Source organism: Paenibacillus sp. QJM3NY_38 (assembly GCF_056173265.1).
The window spans coordinates 4,524,064-4,544,146 of the sequence record NZ_CM149665.1; the positions used below are offsets into that span (position 1 = coordinate 4,524,064).

Below are 20,083 nucleotides of genomic sequence, written 5' to 3' on the forward strand. Positions count from 1 at the left end.
TGTTACCAGCACTATTAAGTACGTTCTATTGGGCTATGTATCAAGAAAAACACCTGTCGATCGTACCTTTACCGAAGACAGAATGCGATTGATCTCTATTAAAAAACCCGGTTCCCATCGGAACCGGGTTTTGTTTTCCTTACAGCAGCGTAGTGCCGCGCGGCGGAAGCGTGTCGTCCCGTTCCAGATCAACTGCTCCCGCACGGCCCTCGTTTCTGTAATCATAATCGCGGAATATATCGTAGATGCCTGTGTTTTCTTGATCGGCGTCCACCAGCACCAGAATCCGTCCTTGCTCTATATAGGATTCGTATTCTTTTGCCTCATCTTCCGGGATGCCAAGGCCGATAAAACCACCGACCAGCCCCCCGGCTCCCGCACCGACTGCTGCGCCGGCGAGCGTCGCCGCTATAGGTCCTGCGGCAAGTATCGGGCCGATGCCGGGAATAGCCAAAGCCCCGAGTCCTGCCAGCAAACCTGCCGTACCTCCAAGAATGCCGCCTGTTGCTGCGCCTGCAGCTACCCCTTCAGGCGCCATCGTCCCCGTCTGCTCGGCTATCATGTCTGCTTCGCGTTGATCCTTCGCTATAATGGAAATGGCCTCGTTCGGAATCCCATGCCGCTGAAGCTGCTCGATTGCTTGGGCTGCTTCCTGTTCCGAACGGAATACTCCAACAATTTTCTTCTCCATGATAAACCCTCCTCATCGGTGGTCGTTCATAATTAACATTACCCGACGGAGGGGGAAATTAAACGTGACGCTGTTGTGTTATGCCTTGGGCCGAGTCCGATGGGTTGCAGTCGCCTCCATGGGATCATCAGGCCAATAATGTTTAGGATATCTTCCCTTTAAGTCTTTTTTCACCTCGAAATAGCCGCTGCGCCAGAAACTGGACAGGTCCGAGGTAACCTGAACGGGCCTTTGAGCCGGCGACAGCAAATGTAAGGTCAACGCAACCCGTCCGCCAGCAATTCGCGGCGTATCCTGAAGTCCGAACATCTCCTGCAGTCGAACGGCCAGGAACGGTTGTTCAGGGTCATTGTAGTTAACTGGGATCAAGGACCCGCTCGGGACCCTAATATGAGTCGGCGCTTCCTTCTGAAGCTTCTGCTTTTGCTCCCAGCTCAGCATATGCTCCAAGAGCGTTCCCGGAGCAAGTCGTCTCATATCATTTCGATTCCGCAGCCCTTCCAAGTATGGGAGCAGCCACTCCTCCGCCTGATTCAGCAAGCCTTCGTCCGAAACATCAGGCCATTCCCCCTCGGGATCATGCCGGAACATGAAGGCCAGTCGTTCTCTCAGCTGCAATGCCGCCTTGCTCCACTGCAGCAATCCAAGACCCTCCAGCCTGATCCCTTGCAGCATGGCTTCCGCTATTTCCTCCCCTGTCGGATTCGAATAGGCTTGTTCCTTGATAACGAGGGCTCCAAGCATCAGCTTCAGTCTCGCCCTGATGCTGCCGGAAGCTGAATCCCACACAACCTCATTATGCTGTTCCATCTCGTCATGGTAATACTTATCGAGCCATAATTCATCCATTTCAGAAGCAAGCTGAACATTCCCGTCCGGGCCTTGATCATCAACGGCAGCGACCACAATATACGGTGCGCGGCTCATTGGCTGAACCGACACCAATTTCACGCCTCTGCCGCTGCGCATCAAAAAACCGGTTCCTCCCCTGTTCTTCGCGATCCGATCCGGATAGGCGAACGACAGCAAAAGGCCGCAGAGATTCAAGTCCCCGCTAGTCGTATATGCGATATTCAGCTGTGCATGCAGTTTTCTGATCTCTTGTTTCATCCGCTGCAGCACGGCTTCATTTGTCATGTCTTGTTCAGCCGATCGCTGACCTTGTCGTTCAATCAAGAGAAGCCGCTCCACACGTGAGCGCAAATCCTGATCCCTGATGGCTTCACCTCTGCTCATGATGTCACGCTCTTGAAGCAGTACAGCAATTCGGATAGCCAGCGATGTTTCACCTATTTCTTGTGCTTTCAGCAGCATGTGAGTGAGCCTCGGATGAAGCCCAAGAAGCGCCATCGCTCGGCCATGCTGTGTGATACTGCCTGAATCGTCCAGAGCCGACAGCTGCTTCAATAACGCTTGTCCTTGCGCAAGAGCTAGTCGGGGCGGCGCATCAAGCCAAGCAAGCTCCTCCGGGTCACGCGTTCCCCACACCGCCAATTCCAAGGCCAGCGGCGTCAAATCGGATTCACGGATCGCCGGAATGGTGCTTTCCGACAGATGACGATGCTCTTCCTCGCTCCATAAGCGATAACATACACCAGCCGATACGCGCCCGGCCCTTCCCCTTCTCTGATCCGCGGATGCCCTGGATAACCGTCTCGTAATCAATTGCGGCAGTCCCGTTCTGGGCGAGAACACCTCCGTGCGCATATAACCGCTGTCAACAACCGTCTTGATCCCCTCAATGGTAATACTGCTCTCGGCAATGCTTGTGGAGAGTACAATTTTACGCCTGCCGTTCGAATCGCGTCTGATCGCTTCGTCCTGCTTGTCTGCCGGAAGCGCGCTGTACAACTCCCGAATGACGACATCTTGGCTTAAACCTGTTCTTAATAATTCATTAGCGGTTCTCCTGATTTCGCGGGCACCCGGCAAGAATACAAGGATATCGCCTTCCTGTTCGGAGAGCGCTCGCATAATGGCATTCGCCGCACCTTTATTCAGCTCGTCGAGAGAGAATGAGCGCAAATAGTGAGTGGACACTGGAAAAGCACGACCTTCGCTAACGATGACCGGTGCGTCGCCAAGAAGCTTCGCGACTGGCTCAGCCTCTAGGGTAGCAGACATGACGAGCAGCCTTAAATCTTCCCGAAGCACCGACTGGGATTCCATCGCAAAAGCCAGGCCGGTATCAGCCTGCAAATTTCGTTCATGAAATTCGTCGAATATAATCATACCGATGCCGGTTAATTCCGGATCATCCTGCAGCATACGCGTCATGATGCCTTCCGTCACAACTTCGATCCGAGTGTTCTGACCGATCTTGCTGTCCATTCGGACGCGATATCCGATCGTCTCACCAACAACCTCTCCCAAAGAGGATGCCATATAACTCGCAGCCGAGCGAGCTGCAATTCTTCTAGGTTCCAGCATAATGATCCGCTTGTCTTCCAGCCACGGTTCATTCAGAAATGCCAAGGGCACCTGGGTTGTCTTACCCGCCCCCGGTTCAGCGATCAAAACCGCACGGGTTCCAGCAGATAAAGCCATTTTCAATTGTGGAAGTATTCGGTGAATCGGTAATTCAGTCATGGATACATCTCCGTTATCCTATCAAATATCAATATAATCCCTTAATTATATAAAACAGCCGATGTACGTCAAGGGGAGCTGCTTGTCGCCACGGCTGGAAAGTATCGATATAATTGCGATACAATAGGAATATCATTCCCATGTCAACATCAAGATTCATGTAGTCGGAAGGTGAAATGTATGGAGCAGCATGCCACATTTCGCGGCCGCTTTGCCCCTACGCCATCAGGAAAGATGCACATCGGCAATGCATTGACCGCTTTACTTGGATGGCTGCAAATGAGGAGTATGAACGGACAGTATATACTCCGTATAGAAGATATCGATGTCCAGCGTTCCCGCCAGGAACTTGCCGTCGAGATGATGAGAGATCTGGAATGGCTCGGCTTGGATTGGGATGAAGGTCCCGGTGTTGCCGGAGACTACGGACCCTATCATCAGGCGGCGCGCCAAGCGTTATATGAGCGGGAAATCACCAAGCTGCTGGAAACCAATAACCTGTACCCCTGCTATTGCAGTCGGGCCGATATTACGGCCGCAGCCAGCGCACCGCACGGCATTGCATCGGAAGGCCTCCGTTATCCGGGAACTTGTAGAGACTTGACTCGAGAGGAAGCGGCGCTTCGAGAGCTTCATAAGAAGCCTTCGCTGCGGATGAAGGTACCGGAAGACATCGTTTCCTTCGTCGACGGCATCGCCGGGGTGCAGTGCCATCGACTATCTGACGGAGGAGACTTTGTGGTTCGCAGGGCGGACGATATCATCTCATATCAACTCGCGGTGGTTGTGGATGATGCTTTAATGGGCATAACCCATGTACTCCGAGGAGCCGATCTACTGGACTCCACGCCACGTCAGCTGCTCTTATACCATGCGTTAGGCTATCAGCCACCACATTTTGCACATACCCCGCTAATGGTCGATGCTGAAGGCAGAAGGCTTGCCAAGAGGACCCGCGGGCTTAGCCTCTCCTTTCTTCGCGGCCAGGGCATCCTGCCCGAGCGCATCATCGGCTGGCTCGCTTGGACCGCCGGTCTCCTGGACAATCCGGAACCCGTTCGACCTGTCGATTTAATTCCTGTGTTTGACTTATCGAAAGTATCTTCTGTCCCGATCAAAATGACGGATCATGTCAAAAATCAGCTCTTTGAATCCTAGATGCAACTCATCGAAATAAGGGATTCGCAGGAGTTATTAAACTACATCTTCTTATCCAGATAAACAAGCAGCGCCAGCACTTTCATCCTCGCTAAGAGAAGAAAGGCTGGCGCTGTTCTGCTATTCCTCATGAGTTAATCGTTCCCTGACCTTGGACTCATACTGCGTAAACGCGCTATTGCCGCTAAGCCCGCGCTGATCCATCAGCAATTGCAGTCTTAGATGCTTTTCATTGAGCTTGCGTTGAAGCTGTTCCTGCTCACCGTCGCTGCGGGCAGCACCGAGCAAGTCATACAGCTGAACGCATTCCTTGCGAAGCGTAACTTCTTCAGGGACATAACCCGCATTTTTCATGATGCGATAAGACATTCTCAGATCCTCCGGAATGTGCGAAAGATCGTCGATCGGAAGTTTCTTTCCGGCATATGGCATATGATCGAGCTCTCCGTTGCGGATCGCTTCTTCGATCTTCTGCTCAGCCAATCTGGAAAAGATGCTCATGATTACACAGCCTCCTCCTTTTTCCCTTTGTCCTCTTCATCATATAGCAGCGCAGTTTATATTCCAAGTTCTGAATGCAGGAAACCCTCGAGAACTCTCCCGATCTCATTTACAACAGGGATTCGGCTCCATCTATGAAGATTTGTGCCCCTGTAATATGTCTTGATTGATCGGAAGCGAGAAACGCCACCAAATCCGCGACCTCTTCAGGCGTACCCGGTCCATCAGACAGCGGCTGGCTCCCTTCAGGATATTCAACCGGAATCACGATCTCTTCCAGATCTCCCTGCTTCTTCGTGCTTTGATCAATGTTGGTGGATATGGCGCCGGGGCAGATGACATTCACCCTAATCTTGAATTTCGCCAGCTCCAGCGCAGCCATCTTCGCAAAAGCCACCTGTCCCGCTTTGGTTGTGCTGTATGCGCTCATCCCAAAGTTGGAGAAGGTTCGGGTACCATTGACGGAGCTGGTAATGATAATGCTGCCCTTCCCCCTTTTCTTAAGGTGCGGAATCGCATATTTGACCGTCAGAAACGTCCCGTTCAAATTTACGTTCAGCGTCTTGGTCCATTCCTCCAGCTTCATTTCGTCAATTGGCGTCATCACACCGTTTATCCCTGCATTGGCGAATACAATATCAACACCGCCAAAAATCTCCACCGTTTCGAGGACCGCCTTCTCCACCCGGTCAGGATCTGTAGTATCTACGTCAAAGGCTCTGGCGGAACCTTCGCGAATAGAGTTGATCTCCGATTCCGCTTTATTCGTTCGGTCATCCAACAGATCGAATAAAGCAACATTTGCGCCTTCCTTCGCCAGCTGAATGGCGGCTGCCTTCCCTATGCCTGATCCGGCTCCGGTAATGATCGCTGTTCTCCCATGAAAACGTCCGTGTCCTTCATTCATTATCAACACGCTCCTTATTATCGTAATCCGTTATGCATTCATCTGTCACAAGATTACCCAAAAGGAGTTGTTTTATAATCATGATTTCTAATTTTTTGCACAAAAAAGCCGGACCTCTTGGGTCCGACCATTGTTTACCATAATCTGACATTATTAGAAACCTACCATACAATCTCCAGAAACGAAGCGTCATCTTCCAGACCGTCTGTATGGCGAGCATTCATTAATACTTGCACTTGCTCATCAGGAATCGGCTCCTTCATCGGATCCAGATCGTTGAGCCCATCGCTGTATAACTGAAGCCGATATTCGGTCTCCGGATCTAATTTGCACGAAAACACATGAGGACTGCCTCCGATCGGACCACTACGGGAAGACCAACGTTCCGACGTCCGGAAACGATCTCCGAATACCGAGGTAATCTCGTCTTCCTTACGCCACAAGCGTACCCTGGAGTCACCCTGCCAGGCGAGCCACAATCTTCCTTTGCGGCGAAAACCCGAGGAGAGCTCTATGCGGCCGCAAATATACATAGCTTCGCTTCCCTTGCGCTGCTTCTCTTCCAGCACTTCGCGAAGCAGCTTGGGCGTTTCGGAACTCAGGGAATGAGTCCGCATTTCCCGATCGGCTTCCTGCGTAAGCTCCTTCAGTCTGCGTTCAAGCGATGCGGTCGTGAGTTCCTCAACCGTCTCCAGCCAATTCATTAACCCTTGGCCAAGCAGACGTGAGGCCACATCGCCCCGATAACTCAATCCGACACCATCGCACAATACAAAATGGCACACATCTTCATTCATCTTCAAAGCAATGAAATCCTGACCCATCTCGGAGAGCATGACAGATTCTGCCGCTCTGCCATACGCATAACGACATGTGAACAAATCTTTAATCTTCGTAACCGGTTCTTCCACGGTCTGCTTGCTCTCGTAATAAAACGATGCTGCTTGAGCCTTCCGTTTACGAATTCCCAACGATTCCATGCTTCTTGCGTATGATCGCTTCATCTTTGTGACCCTCTTACCTTACCGGCGTGGCAGCTGACATCTGAAACCCGATGGACACCAGCTCAGAGCAAGTGCCTGGAAGCATCATCAAAGCTCCCGGGCTCAGTTGATAATCCGCCTCAACCAGCATTTCTCGATAACTTTCGGGAAGAACGGAAGACATCATTTTAAGTTTGCGCGCGTGTTCATCCTCAAGCGAAGTATCGGCCAAAATCCCTTTCCAGCGGCGCGGTTCGGATATCGGCTGGTTCATCAGATGATCGGATATGAATATATTCTCCACAAGCACGTTGCCGTCCGGAACACTCATGTTCATGATGCGGCGGGCAATCGGTTCCGGATCCTCCCCCGTAGCCACGCCATCCGTCATATGGCACACAAGCGGGGCAGGGCAATCCTGCATGTTCGGAATCTCCGACTGCAGGATTTTCTCGGCCTGCAGGAACGCTTTCGCCGAATCGGAGAAACGCTTCGGCGTTAAATCCGGAAGCGATCCGATCGCCGCAATTTCGTCAATGCCCTTAATCCCGTTTAACAAATCATAGACATCATCGCTGTAAGCAAGGATGGCAATCCGGTATCTAGGCGTCAGCCGATTGCCCTTCGTGGACCGAAATACCATTTGCCGAATGGCCAGGGACAAGGCCTCGTAAACGACATCGATCCGCCTCCGGTCCTCCATCAGCATGTTCATGGACGCGCTGATATCAATCAGATATATAATAAGCGCTGGCGTGCGCTGTGATGCTTGAATGGTATAGTTCATCGTGAATAACATTCACCCCTGCATTTTCGTCATGTTTACTTCCTTACAGTTTTGGTATCCAGTGGCTGTCGTCACTTATGAATTGCTGCAGATTGCTAAGGCGGCTGCTCATTTTACCAACGGTTTTATAATAGGCCTTATCCTTGTTATATAACTGTATGAATTCACGTGCGGCATTCTTAGCACGGTCTTTGTTCCCGGCCACCTGCGCATTATACGCTTTATTATATAAAGCAACCAGTTCTACAACGTTTTGGGAACGCTGTTTCTGAAGCGCTGCGGCTTGGGCTTGTTGGGCAGCTCTGGCTCGCGCCTGGCGCTCCGCCTCCGCCTTGGCAGCTTCCCTAGCCGCCGCCTCTTCCTGTGCCTGCCTGTTCTTCTTCTCTTCCAGCTGAGCTAAATACGCCTCATACTTGGCCTGATTATCATACTTCTCTTGCAATGCCTGCTTCTTTTTCTTCTCTTCAAGTGATGCCAGATAAGCTTCATACTTCGCCTGCTTCTCATACTTGGCCTGAAGCTCAGCTTTCTCCTGTTCCTTCAGTGCCTGCTCAGCTTCTTGAGCCTTCTTGGCCTCCTCAGCCTTCTTGCGCTCCTCTTCCGCTTTCCTAGCCTCTGCCTCTTTCTGGGCAGCCTCTTCCTGCTGCCTCCGTGCTTCTTCCTCTTGCTTACGCGCTGCTTCTTCCTTCTCCTGCGCTTGCTGCTCGGCTAATCGCTGAGCAGTAAGCTGACGGCTCTCTGCCTTCTCCGCCAGAATCTGATTCACCGTAATCGCAGAACCTGCCAATATGACGATGGCCGCAGCGGTTGAGAGCATGAATTTACGGGATAACAACAGTGCTTTTATGCCTTTGTTGGATGATTCTTCAGCCGGACGCAGCTGCTCTTCGAGCCCCTGTATAGCGGCGGCAAGCTCCACTTCAAGCGGACTGTCCTTCTTAACGAAATGATACGCGGAGCGGAAAATTTCCAACGCCCCGGAAAGATTACCCGCATCCTCCAGATCACGGGCTTGATGAAACAAGCGTCCAACCACATTGTCGTTGACCTCTCGGGTGCCTGGCTCTATGCCAAGCGATGCCATAATTTCAGCCGGCACCTCTTTGACGGTTTCAGAGCGGGCTTCATTCGTATCGTCGTCATGGGCAGCAGCAGCTACAGGAGTTTGCGCTTCCTCGACTACTTCTTCCTCGCTTAAGGATGATAGAGCAATCAGCCACTCACCAAAGGTAGGGCAGCTGCTCAAATCCTGACTGTCCCAGGTTCTGCCAAACAGATCCGCAATCCGTGTGCCCCAACGCAGACCCAGCGATTTTTTCAGTAAAAAATAACGCTCGCACGGGGTCTGCATTTCATGCTGATCAAAATAGCTTTCGCCCCATGCCCGATTCACGATAGCCGGATCGCTCCATCCCAGCATTTCCGCAATGATAACAGCACCTGCGAAACGATCGGCATATGAACTCCATAACCCGCTATGCACCGTACGATGAGCCGCATATCCAGGAGAGCCAGCAAGCAAAACATCAGGCCGATCCATTTTGGGGCTGTACATCTGCTCCACATCGACAAGCTCAACGGCGGCAGCGCCTTCCGGCAGCTTCACTTCCGAAAAAAACGGAAGCATGACATTAGGCGCAGACAGGTCACAGTGGGCTAATCCGCGCTGCTCCATGCTTGAGCCGATGGCTGCCAATGCCTTGGCAAGCATCAGACTATCAGAACGTCCCAGATTACGCTGATCGCTTATAACGTCAAACCAAGTACATCCATGAATCCATGGCATGATGACCGCGTAGAGCAAATCCGGATATTCCGCTATCAAATCTCCGTTTCTTTCGGGAGTGAGCACCTCTCGACTGCTTACCTGCAAACCCGGTATCTCGCGATAATTCCCCATATGTTCGGATTGATACACCATAGCCGGAATTCTGAACTTAGGAAAAAATACCTTTAGTGCTTTGGCTTCATGCAGTTCCCCGTCCACAGGAATCAACTGGTAGACGATTCCCTGACGCCCAGCTTGGGCATAGGCTACGCCTGGCGCTGCGGGATGCTGCCCTACTGTATAAGCCGTTCCATTTACAACAATTCCATCGCCCGGGTTTGGCTGAAATGTCATGAACGTCATCCTCTCTTAACTCCGTTACCTAACTATATAACTCTATTAACCACATGGTTATATTCTAAACATCCAAAATTGCAAGAAAACCGGGTTGTCTACCACCCGGTTTATTCTGCCTATTAAACTATTATAAAGCAAAAGTCTCCGAATGGATATTAACGGGATTCGTCAGCCATACGGAATTTCTGAGCGATCGCTTTCAGCTCATTGCTGATGCTGTCAAGCGTTTGAACGAAGGAGTTCATCAAGCGGCTTGCTTCCTGGAATTCCTGGAAAAAGCGCTGCTTCGTCATACCATCCCATTGACCTTCCATGCCGTTGATCGATTGAGTCAGGCTGTTAACGATTTGCTGACTTTGATCACCGCTCTGTTTAAATTGGTTTGCTACTTGTTCAACTTGTTCTGGCGTAATTAAAATACGTCCTGCCATTTATGTAACCTCCTAGAAATTCGTTTTCTGGTGACACTTGACATCTTAGCCCATGAGCCTCAGTTTATCAAAGCGTCCTCAGACCTAATTTCCAGTTACCCTATACGTCCCAATTTGAAACATTTACCATCCCGATTTTCCCGAAAGGAATAGGGATTTAGTTGGCAATGCCAAACGAAGACGGATCGGTAAAGGTCCAGCTTTGCCCGGCTAACGCGGCTTGTTTAGCCGAATCCCCGTTGTCTCCACTGGTCATGCCCACGGCAGCGGCTACCGAACTCGGGTTCGATATAACCGTCGATGAATTGCCATATTCCGGTAATATGGATGAGCGCCCCTCCATGCCGGAAGCGGCAAACAGAGCCGTCGGTGATACTGTACTTACGATGGCATGCTCCAAAATCGTATGGTACTGATGATCCGTTTCTTGAAATTGATCGGCTTTGCTTTGAAGATGCTTGCCCAGCTGAGCAAGAAGAGCTCCCAGATGCTCTCCAAGATTCCGGGCAGACTGCCACTCATCAATAACCGCCGCTTTGAGAGACGTCTCCCAAACGAGTGATTCCATAGCTTGGTTGAGCGTTCTCGTAATCGCTAAATATTCATCGCCACTATGCTGCAGCTGACGGCTTAACGTCCGGAGAGACTCCGGCTCGACAGAAATACGCATTGGTCCTCACCTTTCATACAGGCTCTGTTACTGTTTCAGCCACATGAGTAGCATATGACGAAACTGCTCTTTGGTCGCTGGCGCTGCGGTTAACCAGTCCTGGTCTCCCTCCAGGCTCATACGCAGCAGCCAATTCATGGACTCGTTCACTATAAATGCTGCATTTTGACTTTCCCAGCTGTTTCCGTTCCAAATCGACAGCTGGAGTTCCCCCGAAGACACCTTGTTTTTCATACATTTCGCTAAAGCGATGGAACCTTCCGCATCATCCGTCAACCTGGCCAAGCGATCGCCGATATCATCGCTGTTCTGTTCGGAAGCGGAAGTGTAAATATCTCCGAATTCTTTCCGGCTAAGGAGCAGTGCCGGAATATCCCCCCAGTTTTGGTCGCTTAGGGCCAGATCCTGCACCAGTTGATCGCAGGTTTGTTCGATCGTGCCAAGTTCGCTTAGCAGGTAACAACGGTTGTCTTCGCCGCTTCTGCATACTTGTATTACCCGTTCGTCAGTAACATGCAGATATCCTTCAAACGCCGAATCCTGATTTTCATATTTCAACCAGCACGCACGTTCCGCAAGTCCGGCAATAGCCACTCTTGAGAAGACCTCGGGTGGAATCGACAATTCCCCGCCTTCCTCTTGAATCAAATATTGCTTGCTTAGGAGCGATTGTTTGGTTTTCTCCCACTCAACCGCGATTTCTTCCGTTAAGTATCCTACAAAAGGATCTTCAACACCAAGTAATCGGTCCGATCCGATAATTCCAGCCAAGAAGAAAAATTCCTTGTCATTCAGCGTGATCGTTTCTTGTTTGGAAGCATGAATTGTCAACATTATGAGCCACCTCCCCTCAAACTACAACATGCCATCGGTCGCGAATTTCTGTGACCCATCTTTGGGCGTTCCATTCGTCATCAAACGGAACTGCGCCTTTTATTCTGGAAAATTTGCGTTTTACGTAGTACCCCTGTCCTGGCGGGAGTATTTTTAGTCCTCCAGGACTATTAGCAGATTCGGAAAAAGGAATTCTGAAGAACGATAAATCGTTGGAATCCAATGTTCCGAATAAAAATCCGTTTTGTGCAGCCTTGATATCAGTAAACCAATCGACGCCATACGTCGGGAAATCGGCCGGCACACCGGCAACGATAACGTGTACCCGGCGATCCCTCCCCTGTCTGACGATGGCTGACAGCTGGTCTTTCAAGGTGAAATCGGAAAGCTGCTTGCTGAGCACGTCAGCGTCATCAATCATAAGCAGGATCGTCGGGTCTTCACTGTCTTTCGACCGGGTTTGAACCCGTTCATAAAGACCTGAAATGAGCGGAGCCAGGTCTTCCTCATTCTCCGCATGTCCACGGACATGCGGAAGATGATTCATCCGACTCAGACCGCTGCTTCCATAGCGCGTATCTACCGTATAGATTTCCAGCTCATCCGGCGATGTATGATATGCAAGTGATAACATCCAGCTAAGAAGGAATGACGTTTTACCGCCTTCCATCGGACTCGCCACAATAAAATGCGGCCCATCCTCCAAATTGATAGCAAAAGGAGTCAGATCGTCCGTAGCCACCCCGACAGGAACCCGATATTTCGCCATACCTGCTGTTTCGTAAGGCTTTTGTACCTTCAGCAGTTGATGAAGCGGAATCTTGTCCGGCAGTGACTCAATCCGCGGCGCTTCCTCCCCGTGCCACGCTGCCCGGTGAGTGCGAATCATATCGCGGAGCGCTGCGGAGCGGTCCCCCTCTTCCTGGCCTGAAGCCGGCAAGGCCGTCTGAAATTCAAGCGGCGGCACCTGCCCCTTGACCAGACCTCTTCCCGGAGGAAGCTGGCTGGGAGCTCTTGTTGGACGCCCTACCGCATAGTAGTAATCAGCAGGATCGGCCAGTTCGTACGACACTGCTTGCGAAATGTTGCTTCGAACCTTCTCGAACATATCCGAAATCCGGTTCGCCGTAATGACAAACGTTATTCCCAGACTGCCGCCTTCTCGCAGCAGGTATTCAAGCATATCATTCTCATCCGGATAGGAGTTCCGGAAATTCAGATAACCGTCAATAACCACGACCAGTTGCGGAACGGGTCCTGTGTTGCCCCGGCGATAGGATGCAACAGTCTTCACACCCGCTTCGGCAATCATGTCCTTGCGAGTCGCCACCGTTTTCGTCAGAAAACGGAACAGGCGCTTGATGCGATCCTCTTCCTCCGCCGTCATGACTCCTCCGATATGAGGCAGCCCTGTAAAGTCCCGCATCATTCGGCCCATATCCACGATATACCCATGCCAAAAGTCCGGGGTGTACCGACTGGCTAACGACATCAGCATCGTTTGAATAAAGGTGGTCTTACCAAGTCCGGGCATGCCGTACACGGCCCAGTGGCCTTGCTCGAGATTAAGCATCAACGGCTTCTGGCATTGGTTTGGCAGATCATCAACCATCCCAACGTAGGACACAAGCGCCGAATCGCCGAACAGCTCCTGCTTCTGCTGCTCGGTCTCTGACTGAATGCTCTCCAGATCCAAGCTCTCCGGAAGCGGTGGAAGCCAAGGCCCCTGTAGCCGTTCGATTCCTTGCTCTTTGGCAACTTCCGCTACATGGTCGATAAACACCTGGAGCTGTTTGGGTACCTCCAGATGCGCTCCCAGGGAAGGATTAGATGCAAGCAGAGGCTCCGTCTTCCCGTTGATTCGCACCTCGCGAATAACCACTGCGCCAGGCGTATCCTTCTCTTCAATGTAAGGAGCACCGCTCCAGGCAAATTGCATTTCTTCAAACACTTCATCACTGCCCACCTGAAAATAGCCTCGTCCGGGCTTGTTAATCCAGGCTGCATTCGGAATCTTCAGCATATCACGGCTATCGCCCTCGCTTTGTACCCGAAGGCAGATCCGAAAGCGCGAATTACTCCAAATTTTATCGTCCACGACGCCTGCCGGCTTCTGAGTCGCAAGAATCAGGTGGACTCCGAGTGTTCGTCCAATAGCGGCAATGCTGATCAATTCATCCATGAATTCCGGTTGGTCTTTCTTCAGCTGTGCAAATTCATCAATGATAATAACGAGATGCGGAAGCGGTTCGCCATGCCGATTGCGCAGCAGCTTGTAGTACTCGTCGATATGCTGCAGATTTCCCGCATCGTTCAATATTTTCTGGCGGCGGACCAGCTCGGCTTTCAGCGACACCTTCGCGCGCTCGATTAGATTGTTATCCAGGTTCGTTATGGTTCCTACAACGTGCGGCAAATTGACAAACGTGTTCGACATGCCGCCGCCCTTGTAATCAATAAGCATAAATGCCAGGTCATGAGGGTGGAATTCGGATGCCAGGGAGGCAACAATGGATTGAATAACCTCACTTTTCCCGGAACCGGTCGTTCCCGCAATCAGACCGTGCGGTCCATGACCTTGACGCTCTATTTTATCATGAAGATTCAAATTTATCTTCTTTCCGCCCGCCCGGACCCCCATCGGAACGGGTAATGAATCCGGATATCGGTTCTGCTGCCAGCGTCTGTGTACATCCAAATCGTTGATTTTTTGAATATCCATCATCTCGAAGAGTGCCAAAACGCTTGGGATATCCGACGCAGAGGATCGTTTCAGCCGGATCGGCGCCATGTATCGGGCCAAGGCTTCAATTTGCTCCCTGCTAATATGATGGGATTGGAAAGTTTGCTTGGAGACCGTGCCATCTGCTTTCTTAATCGTATACGCCGCCTGCTCCCGGTCAACCTCAACAATAAGCTGGCAGTGCATCGGCAAGCTTTCCTTGCGGTCGGACAAGATGATGGTAACCGCATCGGTCGCTTCGGCATCTTCCATCAACAGAGGCAGCAGCGGTTCTTCCTCGATTAATTGGGTAGCGGATAAAATCACCACGTATGCCGGTGTCTCAATCGATTTCTTCCCATGCTCGGCGCGATTATTTTTACGCCGGTATAGGTGAGTAAATATTTCATCGGCAAGCTGATGGGCATTGCTCCGTCGATCCGCAAGATAGCGGCTGGATCGATCATCATCCCACGTATGTGGGAGCCAGCGCAGCCATTGCCACTCGCTCGCTTCTTTCTCTTCGTAGAACGCGGCGATCTTCACTTCATCGGGTGAATGCCGCACCGCCGTTTGGGCCATCATTACGCGCAGCATATTTAATACGCGCTCCCTTCCGCCTACGATCCCTATGACCTTGGATTCGAATAACGGCAGCGCAATCGATGCGTCGTCGACGGACTGAAATTCGGAAGACAGCAATTCAGCTGCTTCGATCAAAGGGTCCTTGTCATACCCATCCGCGCGGGGAGGCTTTACGTTAATGTAAAACGGAACCTCTCCCTTGCCGACGCAAATCTCCAGAAAGTCCTTATCTTCCGGGGAGCGTTCCCATAAGCTGCTGCTCCGGTTCTTCACGACGTTGTAACACACGTCCGGATCGCCATGGATTTCAAACAGAATGTGTACCTGATCTTCCTGCCGCTCCTTCAGTTCTTCCCGATGCAGATCAAGCTGTGCCCGGTACTTCTGATTACGCTCGGCCAGATTCTTCTGATAGGTCTTCTTGTTGCTTAAATACATGAAGAACGGGAGCGTGTAGGATGTCAGCATCATAAAGACGGAGAGCATCTGGAACATCATGTAGTTGGGATTCCCCATTTTGCCGCTCACGTTCATATAAACATAGAAACCAACCGTCGCAGCCGTCATAATAATCGGGATAATGATGGCAATCATCGAAAACGACGGTTTGCTTGGCTCGGACGGCGGTCTCAGAATCTCCATGTCTTCATTCGGTAAAGCCGGTCTAATACGCGGCGAACGTTGGTACAACACGTTCATAAGTCACTTCCTCCTAATCCAGAGCATCTGAAATGTACAATTATGTATTTGGCTGTTTCATTCAAAACCAATGGGTTACTTACCCAATCTCAGCTTTCTTGAAACAACGATCTTCTGCCATAGACAGGAGCTTCCTCGGTGGTTGTTGAGAATGCCCGTTGCAAACGAATATAAGAGCCTTCCCTAAGTCCCGCTTCAACAAGGTTAGAATGGCCGCCTACCGTAAACCACAAGCCCTCCGGGAACTTTGCTTCTAATATATATTGAATCCCTTCACCCGAGGGTTCACGAAAAAGACGTAGCCCCAGCAGCTCATTCAACCGTTCAATGGAGCACTCATCGGGTACGTCGATATCAAACCAATCATCTTCATTTCGACCGCTGATCACGGTGAGTATCATCTAGTCAACCTGCCTTCCCAAACATGGTAATCCTTATGTTAATTCCATATGCAAAGTCCAATCACCTATTTCAATAGTTACAAAAAATAGTTACATTATTGTAATAATATCATCCCAGGGTCAGTTCTGTCAATTTGTGTCATATTTCCTATTTCCTATTTTTCATGCGGGTTTGTTAGTCCTGAGGGACTATTTATATATTGATTATAGGGTAAATCCGGGTTTTTCGTCGGTAAAATAACGCCGTTCACAAAAATGTCACGCTCTGAAAAATGATGCTGATTAATTCTATGAATTTAAGGTTATTTTAAGATTGGCAATTTATAATGCAAATATCATGAAAAATCTTTCGTGAGGTGATTGATATGAAAACACTTATCATGTTCCAAAATAAGCCGGTTCCCGTATACTTTACAACGGATAGCAAGCAGCCGGTACAGAAAGTATTAAAACTGCTAACCAGCGCGCTTGACCATAAAATTCAAACCGGCAAAAAGGCGCTGCAAAAATGCCTCAACTCCCTGATCAGCATTGAAATCGAGGGATCCGAGGCAATTCTTCACAGCAAAAGCGAAAACGACTCTCTTGCGCTATCTCTCTTTTAAAAAAAGAGGGATAGCCCTTTTTTTGTTTAACTCCATTATAACCCGTGATGACGATCCTCGGCTATCTGCGCTCTCTGAATTCGGATTTGAAACAATTTTACGAGATTTCTCCGCGTTGTGATCTCCTGGCAACTGTCCAATTTTTTTAATATAAACCGATCGATGGACATACTGTTCATCCCTCCATTCATATCTTGGAAAAACGACCCTATGTTCTGATAACTTCTATTAACCGCACCTTTTCAAGATTAAACGAGACTTTCTTACGTTCCACAAAGCTTCTTATGATTCGACGATGCTCTGGTAATAACCCATTTTATATTCAGTACCTTGCATTAATCAGTACTTAGTGATATCTTATTGTAGACCACTACTGAATATTAATCACTACCTCATGTTTACAGCATGAACATGGACTTATGAAAGGAGGTATCTGCCGTATGAATGTTAGTATTCAATTCAAAAAAGGCGTTCTTGAACTCTGCGTGCTTGTGTTAATCCATCGCAAGGACCAGTATGGCTACGAGTTGGCTCAAGCGGTATCGAGGCATATTGAGGTAGCCGAAGGGGCGTTGTACCCTCTCCTTCGCCGACTTGTTAATGAAGGCTATTGTACGACATATCTCCAGGAATCGACCGAGGGTCCGCCCCGTAAATATTATAAGCTGACGCCCAGCGGAGTGATTTATATGAGAGCCTTGGTAAAGGAATGGCAAGCTTTTGTGGGCAATGTGACCAATCTGATAGAGGAAGGAAATTTGTATGACTAAAAAACAGTTTATTGCAATTTTGGAATCGCGTCTTGCCGCGCTTCCTCCCGACGAACGGCGGGAATTCATTCATGATGTGGCGTCCCATTTTGTCATTGGCATGCAGAATGGACGAACTGAAGAGGAAATCGCCCGTGAACTGGGAGATCCTTTTGAAATGGCAAAGGAAGCGTTAGGCGACCGGTATGTGGATATGGATATGCCTGCTCCCGCAGCGATCCGAAGACCGTCTTCTTTTGGAAAATATGCAGTAGGAGTCGGTTTGTTCTTCTGTGCATTGGTGGCCGTCCCCTTCCTTGCGGCATTATGGTCCGGAGGCGTCGCTATTGCTCTGGGTGCCCTGGCAACCTTGCTGAGCCCGGTGCTCGTTCTGCTTGACTATATCGTAAACGGAACGTTTTATCCGGCCAAATTATTCTTATCCATTTCTTTGATCGGAATCGGCATCTTCCTCGGATATGCCACACGCTCAGCCATGGTTGGGTTGTTATCGTTAACCTTGAGGTACTCCAGATGGAATACGCGTTTATTGAAGGGACGTGACGCACAGTGAACAGAAAATGGTTGTTCAGTTTAGCAATCGCACTTATATTGGTAGGAATCGTCGGCATGGCTGCGAACAAGTTTAAATTCGGTGAAGAGCTTGTCAGCTATCAGAATCGATGGGATCTTCAGGATGCCGTAAATTTGAAGAAATTAACGATTGCCAGCAATATGAATATCAGCTTCGCGTTTGAGGACAGCGGCGATTCGAACGGATATATCGCGTTTGACGGCAAATTAAAACCGGAGCATGTCGATATTCTTAAAAACTTTAATCCATCTGGCCCTGAGGTGGAATTGGATCTGACTACACCTTCCACTTTTCAGTTGATGAGTGTGGACTTTCGTTCACCAAAAGGAACACTGACCATCGTGCTTCCATCAAGCACGCAACTGGACGAACTCGATTTGTCGACCAACTCCGATAACATCCAGGTAAGCGGAGCTTCCTCCAAGGTGGTTGACATCTCCGTGAAGTCAGGCAGCATTAACATGAGCGGAATACAAGCCGAGCAGTTAAGCGTTGAGAACATTTCGGGAAGTATTCGCGGTTCTGACATTCGGGCATCCACCCGGCTCGTCAATCATTCGGGAAATGTCGTGCTGAAAAATATGGAAGGTCCCTTGGACATCGAGGTCACCTCCGGTAACGTAAACGCAGGTTTGCTTGGCGTTTCATCGGTTAATATCCTGTGCAGATCCGGCAACGTGAAAGTACAGCCTGACCCGTCATTCCGCGGTTTCTATGACCTTAAGACACTGTCGGGATCCGTCTCGGCGCCGGAGTCACTGAAAGAAACAACCGATACCATCCAAGTGGAAACGTACTCCGGTAATATCGATATCGTACATTGAGACGTTGTTGACAAACGATAAAAATGAAATATACTATACTTTATAAAGTAAACCTAACAACAAGGAGTGTTTTCATACATGTCTAATGTACTATTCATCAAAGCAAACAACAGAGCCATCGAACAATCGGTCAGCGTAAAAATGTACCACGTGTTTTTGGAGTCCTTCAAAGAAAGCCATCCGGAAGACCAAATCACGGAGCTTGACCTATTTGCAGAGAATCTTCCTTATTATGATAGCACTGCCATCAACGGCATGTTTAAAGCTGCCCAAGGATTGGAAGCTACACCGGAAGAGCAGGCGGCTGCTTCGAATGTGAGCAAATATCTTGACCAGTTTCTTGCAGCAGACAAAATCGTGCTTGCTTTCCCATTGTGGAACATGACCGTACCTGCCGTTCTTCATACGTATATCGACTATCTGAACCAAGCAGGCAAAACGTTCAAATATACCCCTCAAGGCGTTGTAGGTCTCGTGACTGGCAAAAAAGTCGTCATCCTGAATGCGCGCGGCGGCAACTATTCCGAAGGACCTATGGCTGCGGCTGAGATGGCTGTTAACTTCGTGATGGGCAATCTTCGTCAATGGGGCGTACAGGATATCGAAACCCTGATCATTGAAGGCCACAACCAATTCCCTAATGAAGCAGAAATGATCGTTCAGAACGGACTTGAGCTCGTTAAAAAGGCTGCTGCCGGTTTCTAATCGAACTTATACGGAATAATAACACGGATCGTTATATACAATAGCCACCTTCAACTGTCTTAGGCAGTGAAAGGTGGCTTTTTGTGATAATCCCATTTAAACCTTTTCCCATTGGGTCCATAACTCGCGCGGGTTACGTATATAGATTTCATGATCACGGCTCATATATTGATGAATGATAAATTCCCGCCGAATGGTCGCATAATCCGCATAATAACGCTTGATAAACGCATTGATATCCTTTTCCGGATATTCCTTCCCCGCTTCAAGCTGCTCAACCAGGTATTCCAATATGACGAGTTTCTTCTTGTACTGGGCCGGAATGGAGCGCAGTGTTCCGTCTTTCGCTATAAAATTCCGGAGAACGGTTGTTTTATAAGCTTCGCTAGCAGACGTTTCCATCTTTTTTCTTCCTCCCTCCTAATCACAAGTTTCGTAATCATCTAATTTAATATTTATCTAATTAGATGGTAATCAAATTAATGGTGTTTGTCAAATTCTTTCTGCTTGAAGTCAATTCAG

Annotated in this window: 19 protein-coding genes; 6 read left to right on the plus strand and 13 right to left on the minus strand. The window is 49.6% G+C overall.

The genetic code is table 11. From position 1 onward, the window contains the following. Positions 1–139 precede the first annotated feature (139 nt). Positions 140–691: a general stress protein gene (locus AC0VZ8_RS20810; protein ID WP_475484273.1), complete on the minus strand. Its 552-nt coding sequence runs from the start codon at positions 689–691 to the stop codon at positions 140–142. Positions 692–769: 78 nt separating this feature from the next. Further along, positions 770–3,280 (minus strand): ATP-dependent helicase HrpB, encoded by a 2,511-nt coding sequence (gene hrpB, locus AC0VZ8_RS20815; protein ID WP_475484274.1) that lies wholly within the window; start codon positions 3,278–3,280, stop codon positions 770–772. A gap of 180 nt (positions 3,281–3,460) precedes the next feature. On the opposite strand from hrpB, the gene gluQRS reads away from it, so the two are divergent. Beyond that, positions 3,461–4,438: a tRNA glutamyl-Q(34) synthetase GluQRS gene (gene gluQRS, locus AC0VZ8_RS20820; RefSeq protein ID WP_475484275.1), complete on the plus strand. Its 978-nt coding sequence runs from the start codon at positions 3,461–3,463 to the stop codon at positions 4,436–4,438. A 120-nt stretch (positions 4,439–4,558) separates the two neighbouring features. Here gluQRS and AC0VZ8_RS20825 read toward each other — a convergent pair whose 3' ends face one another. From AC0VZ8_RS20825 to AC0VZ8_RS20870, 10 genes are all read right to left on the minus strand, one after another. After that, on the minus strand, positions 4,559–4,939 hold the full coding sequence (locus AC0VZ8_RS20825; protein ID WP_475484276.1) for a DnaJ family domain-containing protein: 381 nt from the start codon (positions 4,937–4,939) through the stop codon (positions 4,559–4,561). 109 nt (positions 4,940–5,048) lie between these two features. Then, entirely contained in the window at positions 5,049–5,846 is a 798-nt protein-coding gene (locus AC0VZ8_RS20830) for an SDR family oxidoreductase (RefSeq protein ID WP_475484277.1), read from the minus strand. 161 nt (positions 5,847–6,007) lie between these two features. Then, positions 6,008–6,850 carry a hypothetical protein gene (locus tag AC0VZ8_RS20835; RefSeq protein ID WP_071220207.1) on the minus strand — a complete coding sequence of 281 codons (843 nt, stop codon included), beginning with the start codon at positions 6,848–6,850 and terminating at the stop codon, positions 6,008–6,010. Between the two features lie 13 nt (positions 6,851–6,863). Beyond that, positions 6,864–7,616: a vWA domain-containing protein gene (locus AC0VZ8_RS20840; RefSeq protein WP_071220489.1), complete on the minus strand. Its 753-nt coding sequence runs from the start codon at positions 7,614–7,616 to the stop codon at positions 6,864–6,866. 43 nt (positions 7,617–7,659) lie between these two features. Then, on the minus strand, positions 7,660–9,738 hold the full coding sequence (locus tag AC0VZ8_RS20845) for a protein kinase family protein (RefSeq protein ID WP_475484278.1): 2,079 nt from the start codon (positions 9,736–9,738) through the stop codon (positions 7,660–7,662). A gap of 158 nt (positions 9,739–9,896) precedes the next feature. Beyond that, the gene (locus tag AC0VZ8_RS20850; protein WP_006211202.1) at positions 9,897–10,172 is read right to left on the minus strand and encodes a WXG100 family type VII secretion target; all 276 of its coding nucleotides are present in this window, start codon (positions 10,170–10,172) and stop codon (positions 9,897–9,899) included. 157 nt (positions 10,173–10,329) lie between these two features. Beyond that, complete coding sequence (locus AC0VZ8_RS20855; protein ID WP_475484279.1) at positions 10,330–10,842, minus strand: WXG100 family type VII secretion target; 513 nt, start codon at positions 10,840–10,842, stop codon at positions 10,330–10,332. 27 nt (positions 10,843–10,869) lie between these two features. Then, on the minus strand, positions 10,870–11,676 hold the full coding sequence (locus tag AC0VZ8_RS20860) for a hypothetical protein (RefSeq protein ID WP_260065259.1): 807 nt from the start codon (positions 11,674–11,676) through the stop codon (positions 10,870–10,872). Between the two features lie 16 nt (positions 11,677–11,692). Further along, positions 11,693–15,682: a type VII secretion protein EssC gene (essC, locus tag AC0VZ8_RS20865; RefSeq protein WP_475484280.1), complete on the minus strand. Its 3,990-nt coding sequence runs from the start codon at positions 15,680–15,682 to the stop codon at positions 11,693–11,695. Positions 15,683–15,771: 89 nt separating this feature from the next. Beyond that, positions 15,772–16,083, minus strand: a complete 312-nt coding sequence (locus AC0VZ8_RS20870) for a hypothetical protein (RefSeq protein ID WP_071220203.1) — start codon at positions 16,081–16,083, stop codon at positions 15,772–15,774. A 365-nt stretch (positions 16,084–16,448) separates the two neighbouring features. Here AC0VZ8_RS20870 and AC0VZ8_RS20875 point away from each other — a divergent pair, with 365 nt between their 5' ends. The 5 genes from AC0VZ8_RS20875 to AC0VZ8_RS20895 all read left to right on the plus strand — a co-directional run bounded on the left by AC0VZ8_RS20875 (position 16,449) and on the right by AC0VZ8_RS20895 (position 19,561). Further along, positions 16,449–16,688 carry a hypothetical protein gene (locus AC0VZ8_RS20875; RefSeq protein ID WP_006211206.1) on the plus strand — a complete coding sequence of 80 codons (240 nt, stop codon included), beginning with the start codon at positions 16,449–16,451 and terminating at the stop codon, positions 16,686–16,688. A 440-nt stretch (positions 16,689–17,128) separates the two neighbouring features. Then, positions 17,129–17,458: a PadR family transcriptional regulator gene (locus tag AC0VZ8_RS20880; protein WP_071220202.1), complete on the plus strand. Its 330-nt coding sequence runs from the start codon at positions 17,129–17,131 to the stop codon at positions 17,456–17,458. Next, a complete protein-coding gene (locus AC0VZ8_RS20885; RefSeq protein ID WP_071220201.1) occupies positions 17,451–18,011 on the plus strand; it encodes a DUF1700 domain-containing protein in 561 nt (186 codons plus the stop codon). The genes AC0VZ8_RS20880 and AC0VZ8_RS20885 overlap by 8 nt, the downstream gene beginning before the upstream one ends. Continuing rightward, the gene (locus tag AC0VZ8_RS20890; RefSeq protein ID WP_475484281.1) at positions 18,008–18,856 is read left to right on the plus strand and encodes a DUF4097 family beta strand repeat-containing protein; all 849 of its coding nucleotides are present in this window, start codon (positions 18,008–18,010) and stop codon (positions 18,854–18,856) included. Before AC0VZ8_RS20885 ends, AC0VZ8_RS20890 begins: the two co-directional genes overlap by 4 nt. A gap of 78 nt (positions 18,857–18,934) precedes the next feature. Then, positions 18,935–19,561, plus strand: coding sequence for an FMN-dependent NADH-azoreductase (locus AC0VZ8_RS20895; RefSeq protein WP_475484282.1), 627 nt, complete (start codon positions 18,935–18,937; stop codon positions 19,559–19,561). A gap of 96 nt (positions 19,562–19,657) precedes the next feature. Here AC0VZ8_RS20895 and AC0VZ8_RS20900 read toward each other — a convergent pair whose 3' ends face one another. After that, entirely contained in the window at positions 19,658–19,963 is a 306-nt protein-coding gene (locus AC0VZ8_RS20900; RefSeq protein WP_475484283.1) for a DUF2087 domain-containing protein, read from the minus strand. Between the last annotated feature and the right edge of the window lie 120 nt (positions 19,964–20,083).

Coding starts and splice junctions, on each gene's coding strand:
- AC0VZ8_RS20810 (WP_475484273.1), bottom strand. CDS start 691: ATGGAGAAGAAAATTGTTGGAGTATTCCGTTCGGAACAGGAAGCAGCC.
- hrpB (WP_475484274.1), bottom strand. CDS start 3,280: ATGACTGAATTACCGATTCACCGAATACTTCCACAATTGAAAATGGCT.
- gluQRS (WP_475484275.1), top strand. CDS start 3,461: ATGGAGCAGCATGCCACATTTCGCGGCCGCTTTGCCCCTACGCCATCA.
- AC0VZ8_RS20825 (WP_475484276.1), bottom strand. CDS start 4,939: ATGAGCATCTTTTCCAGATTGGCTGAGCAGAAGATCGAAGAAGCGATC.
- AC0VZ8_RS20830 (WP_475484277.1), bottom strand. CDS start 5,846: ATGAATGAAGGACACGGACGTTTTCATGGGAGAACAGCGATCATTACC.
- AC0VZ8_RS20835 (WP_071220207.1), bottom strand. CDS start 6,850: ATGAAGCGATCATACGCAAGAAGCATGGAATCGTTGGGAATTCGTAAA.
- AC0VZ8_RS20840 (WP_071220489.1), bottom strand. CDS start 7,616: ATGAACTATACCATTCAAGCATCACAGCGCACGCCAGCGCTTATTATA.
- AC0VZ8_RS20845 (WP_475484278.1), bottom strand. CDS start 9,738: ATGACATTTCAGCCAAACCCGGGCGATGGAATTGTTGTAAATGGAACG.
- AC0VZ8_RS20850 (WP_006211202.1), bottom strand. CDS start 10,172: ATGGCAGGACGTATTTTAATTACGCCAGAACAAGTTGAACAAGTAGCA.
- AC0VZ8_RS20855 (WP_475484279.1), bottom strand. CDS start 10,842: ATGCGTATTTCTGTCGAGCCGGAGTCTCTCCGGACGTTAAGCCGTCAG.
- AC0VZ8_RS20860 (WP_260065259.1), bottom strand. CDS start 11,676: ATGTTGACAATTCATGCTTCCAAACAAGAAACGATCACGCTGAATGAC.
- essC (WP_475484280.1), bottom strand. CDS start 15,682: ATGAACGTGTTGTACCAACGTTCGCCGCGTATTAGACCGGCTTTACCG.
- AC0VZ8_RS20870 (WP_071220203.1), bottom strand. CDS start 16,083: ATGATACTCACCGTGATCAGCGGTCGAAATGAAGATGATTGGTTTGAT.
- AC0VZ8_RS20875 (WP_006211206.1), top strand. CDS start 16,449: ATGAAAACACTTATCATGTTCCAAAATAAGCCGGTTCCCGTATACTTT.
- AC0VZ8_RS20880 (WP_071220202.1), top strand. CDS start 17,129: ATGAATGTTAGTATTCAATTCAAAAAAGGCGTTCTTGAACTCTGCGTG.
- AC0VZ8_RS20885 (WP_071220201.1), top strand. CDS start 17,451: ATGACTAAAAAACAGTTTATTGCAATTTTGGAATCGCGTCTTGCCGCG.
- AC0VZ8_RS20895 (WP_475484282.1), top strand. CDS start 18,935: ATGTCTAATGTACTATTCATCAAAGCAAACAACAGAGCCATCGAACAA.
- AC0VZ8_RS20900 (WP_475484283.1), bottom strand. CDS start 19,963: ATGGAAACGTCTGCTAGCGAAGCTTATAAAACAACCGTTCTCCGGAAT.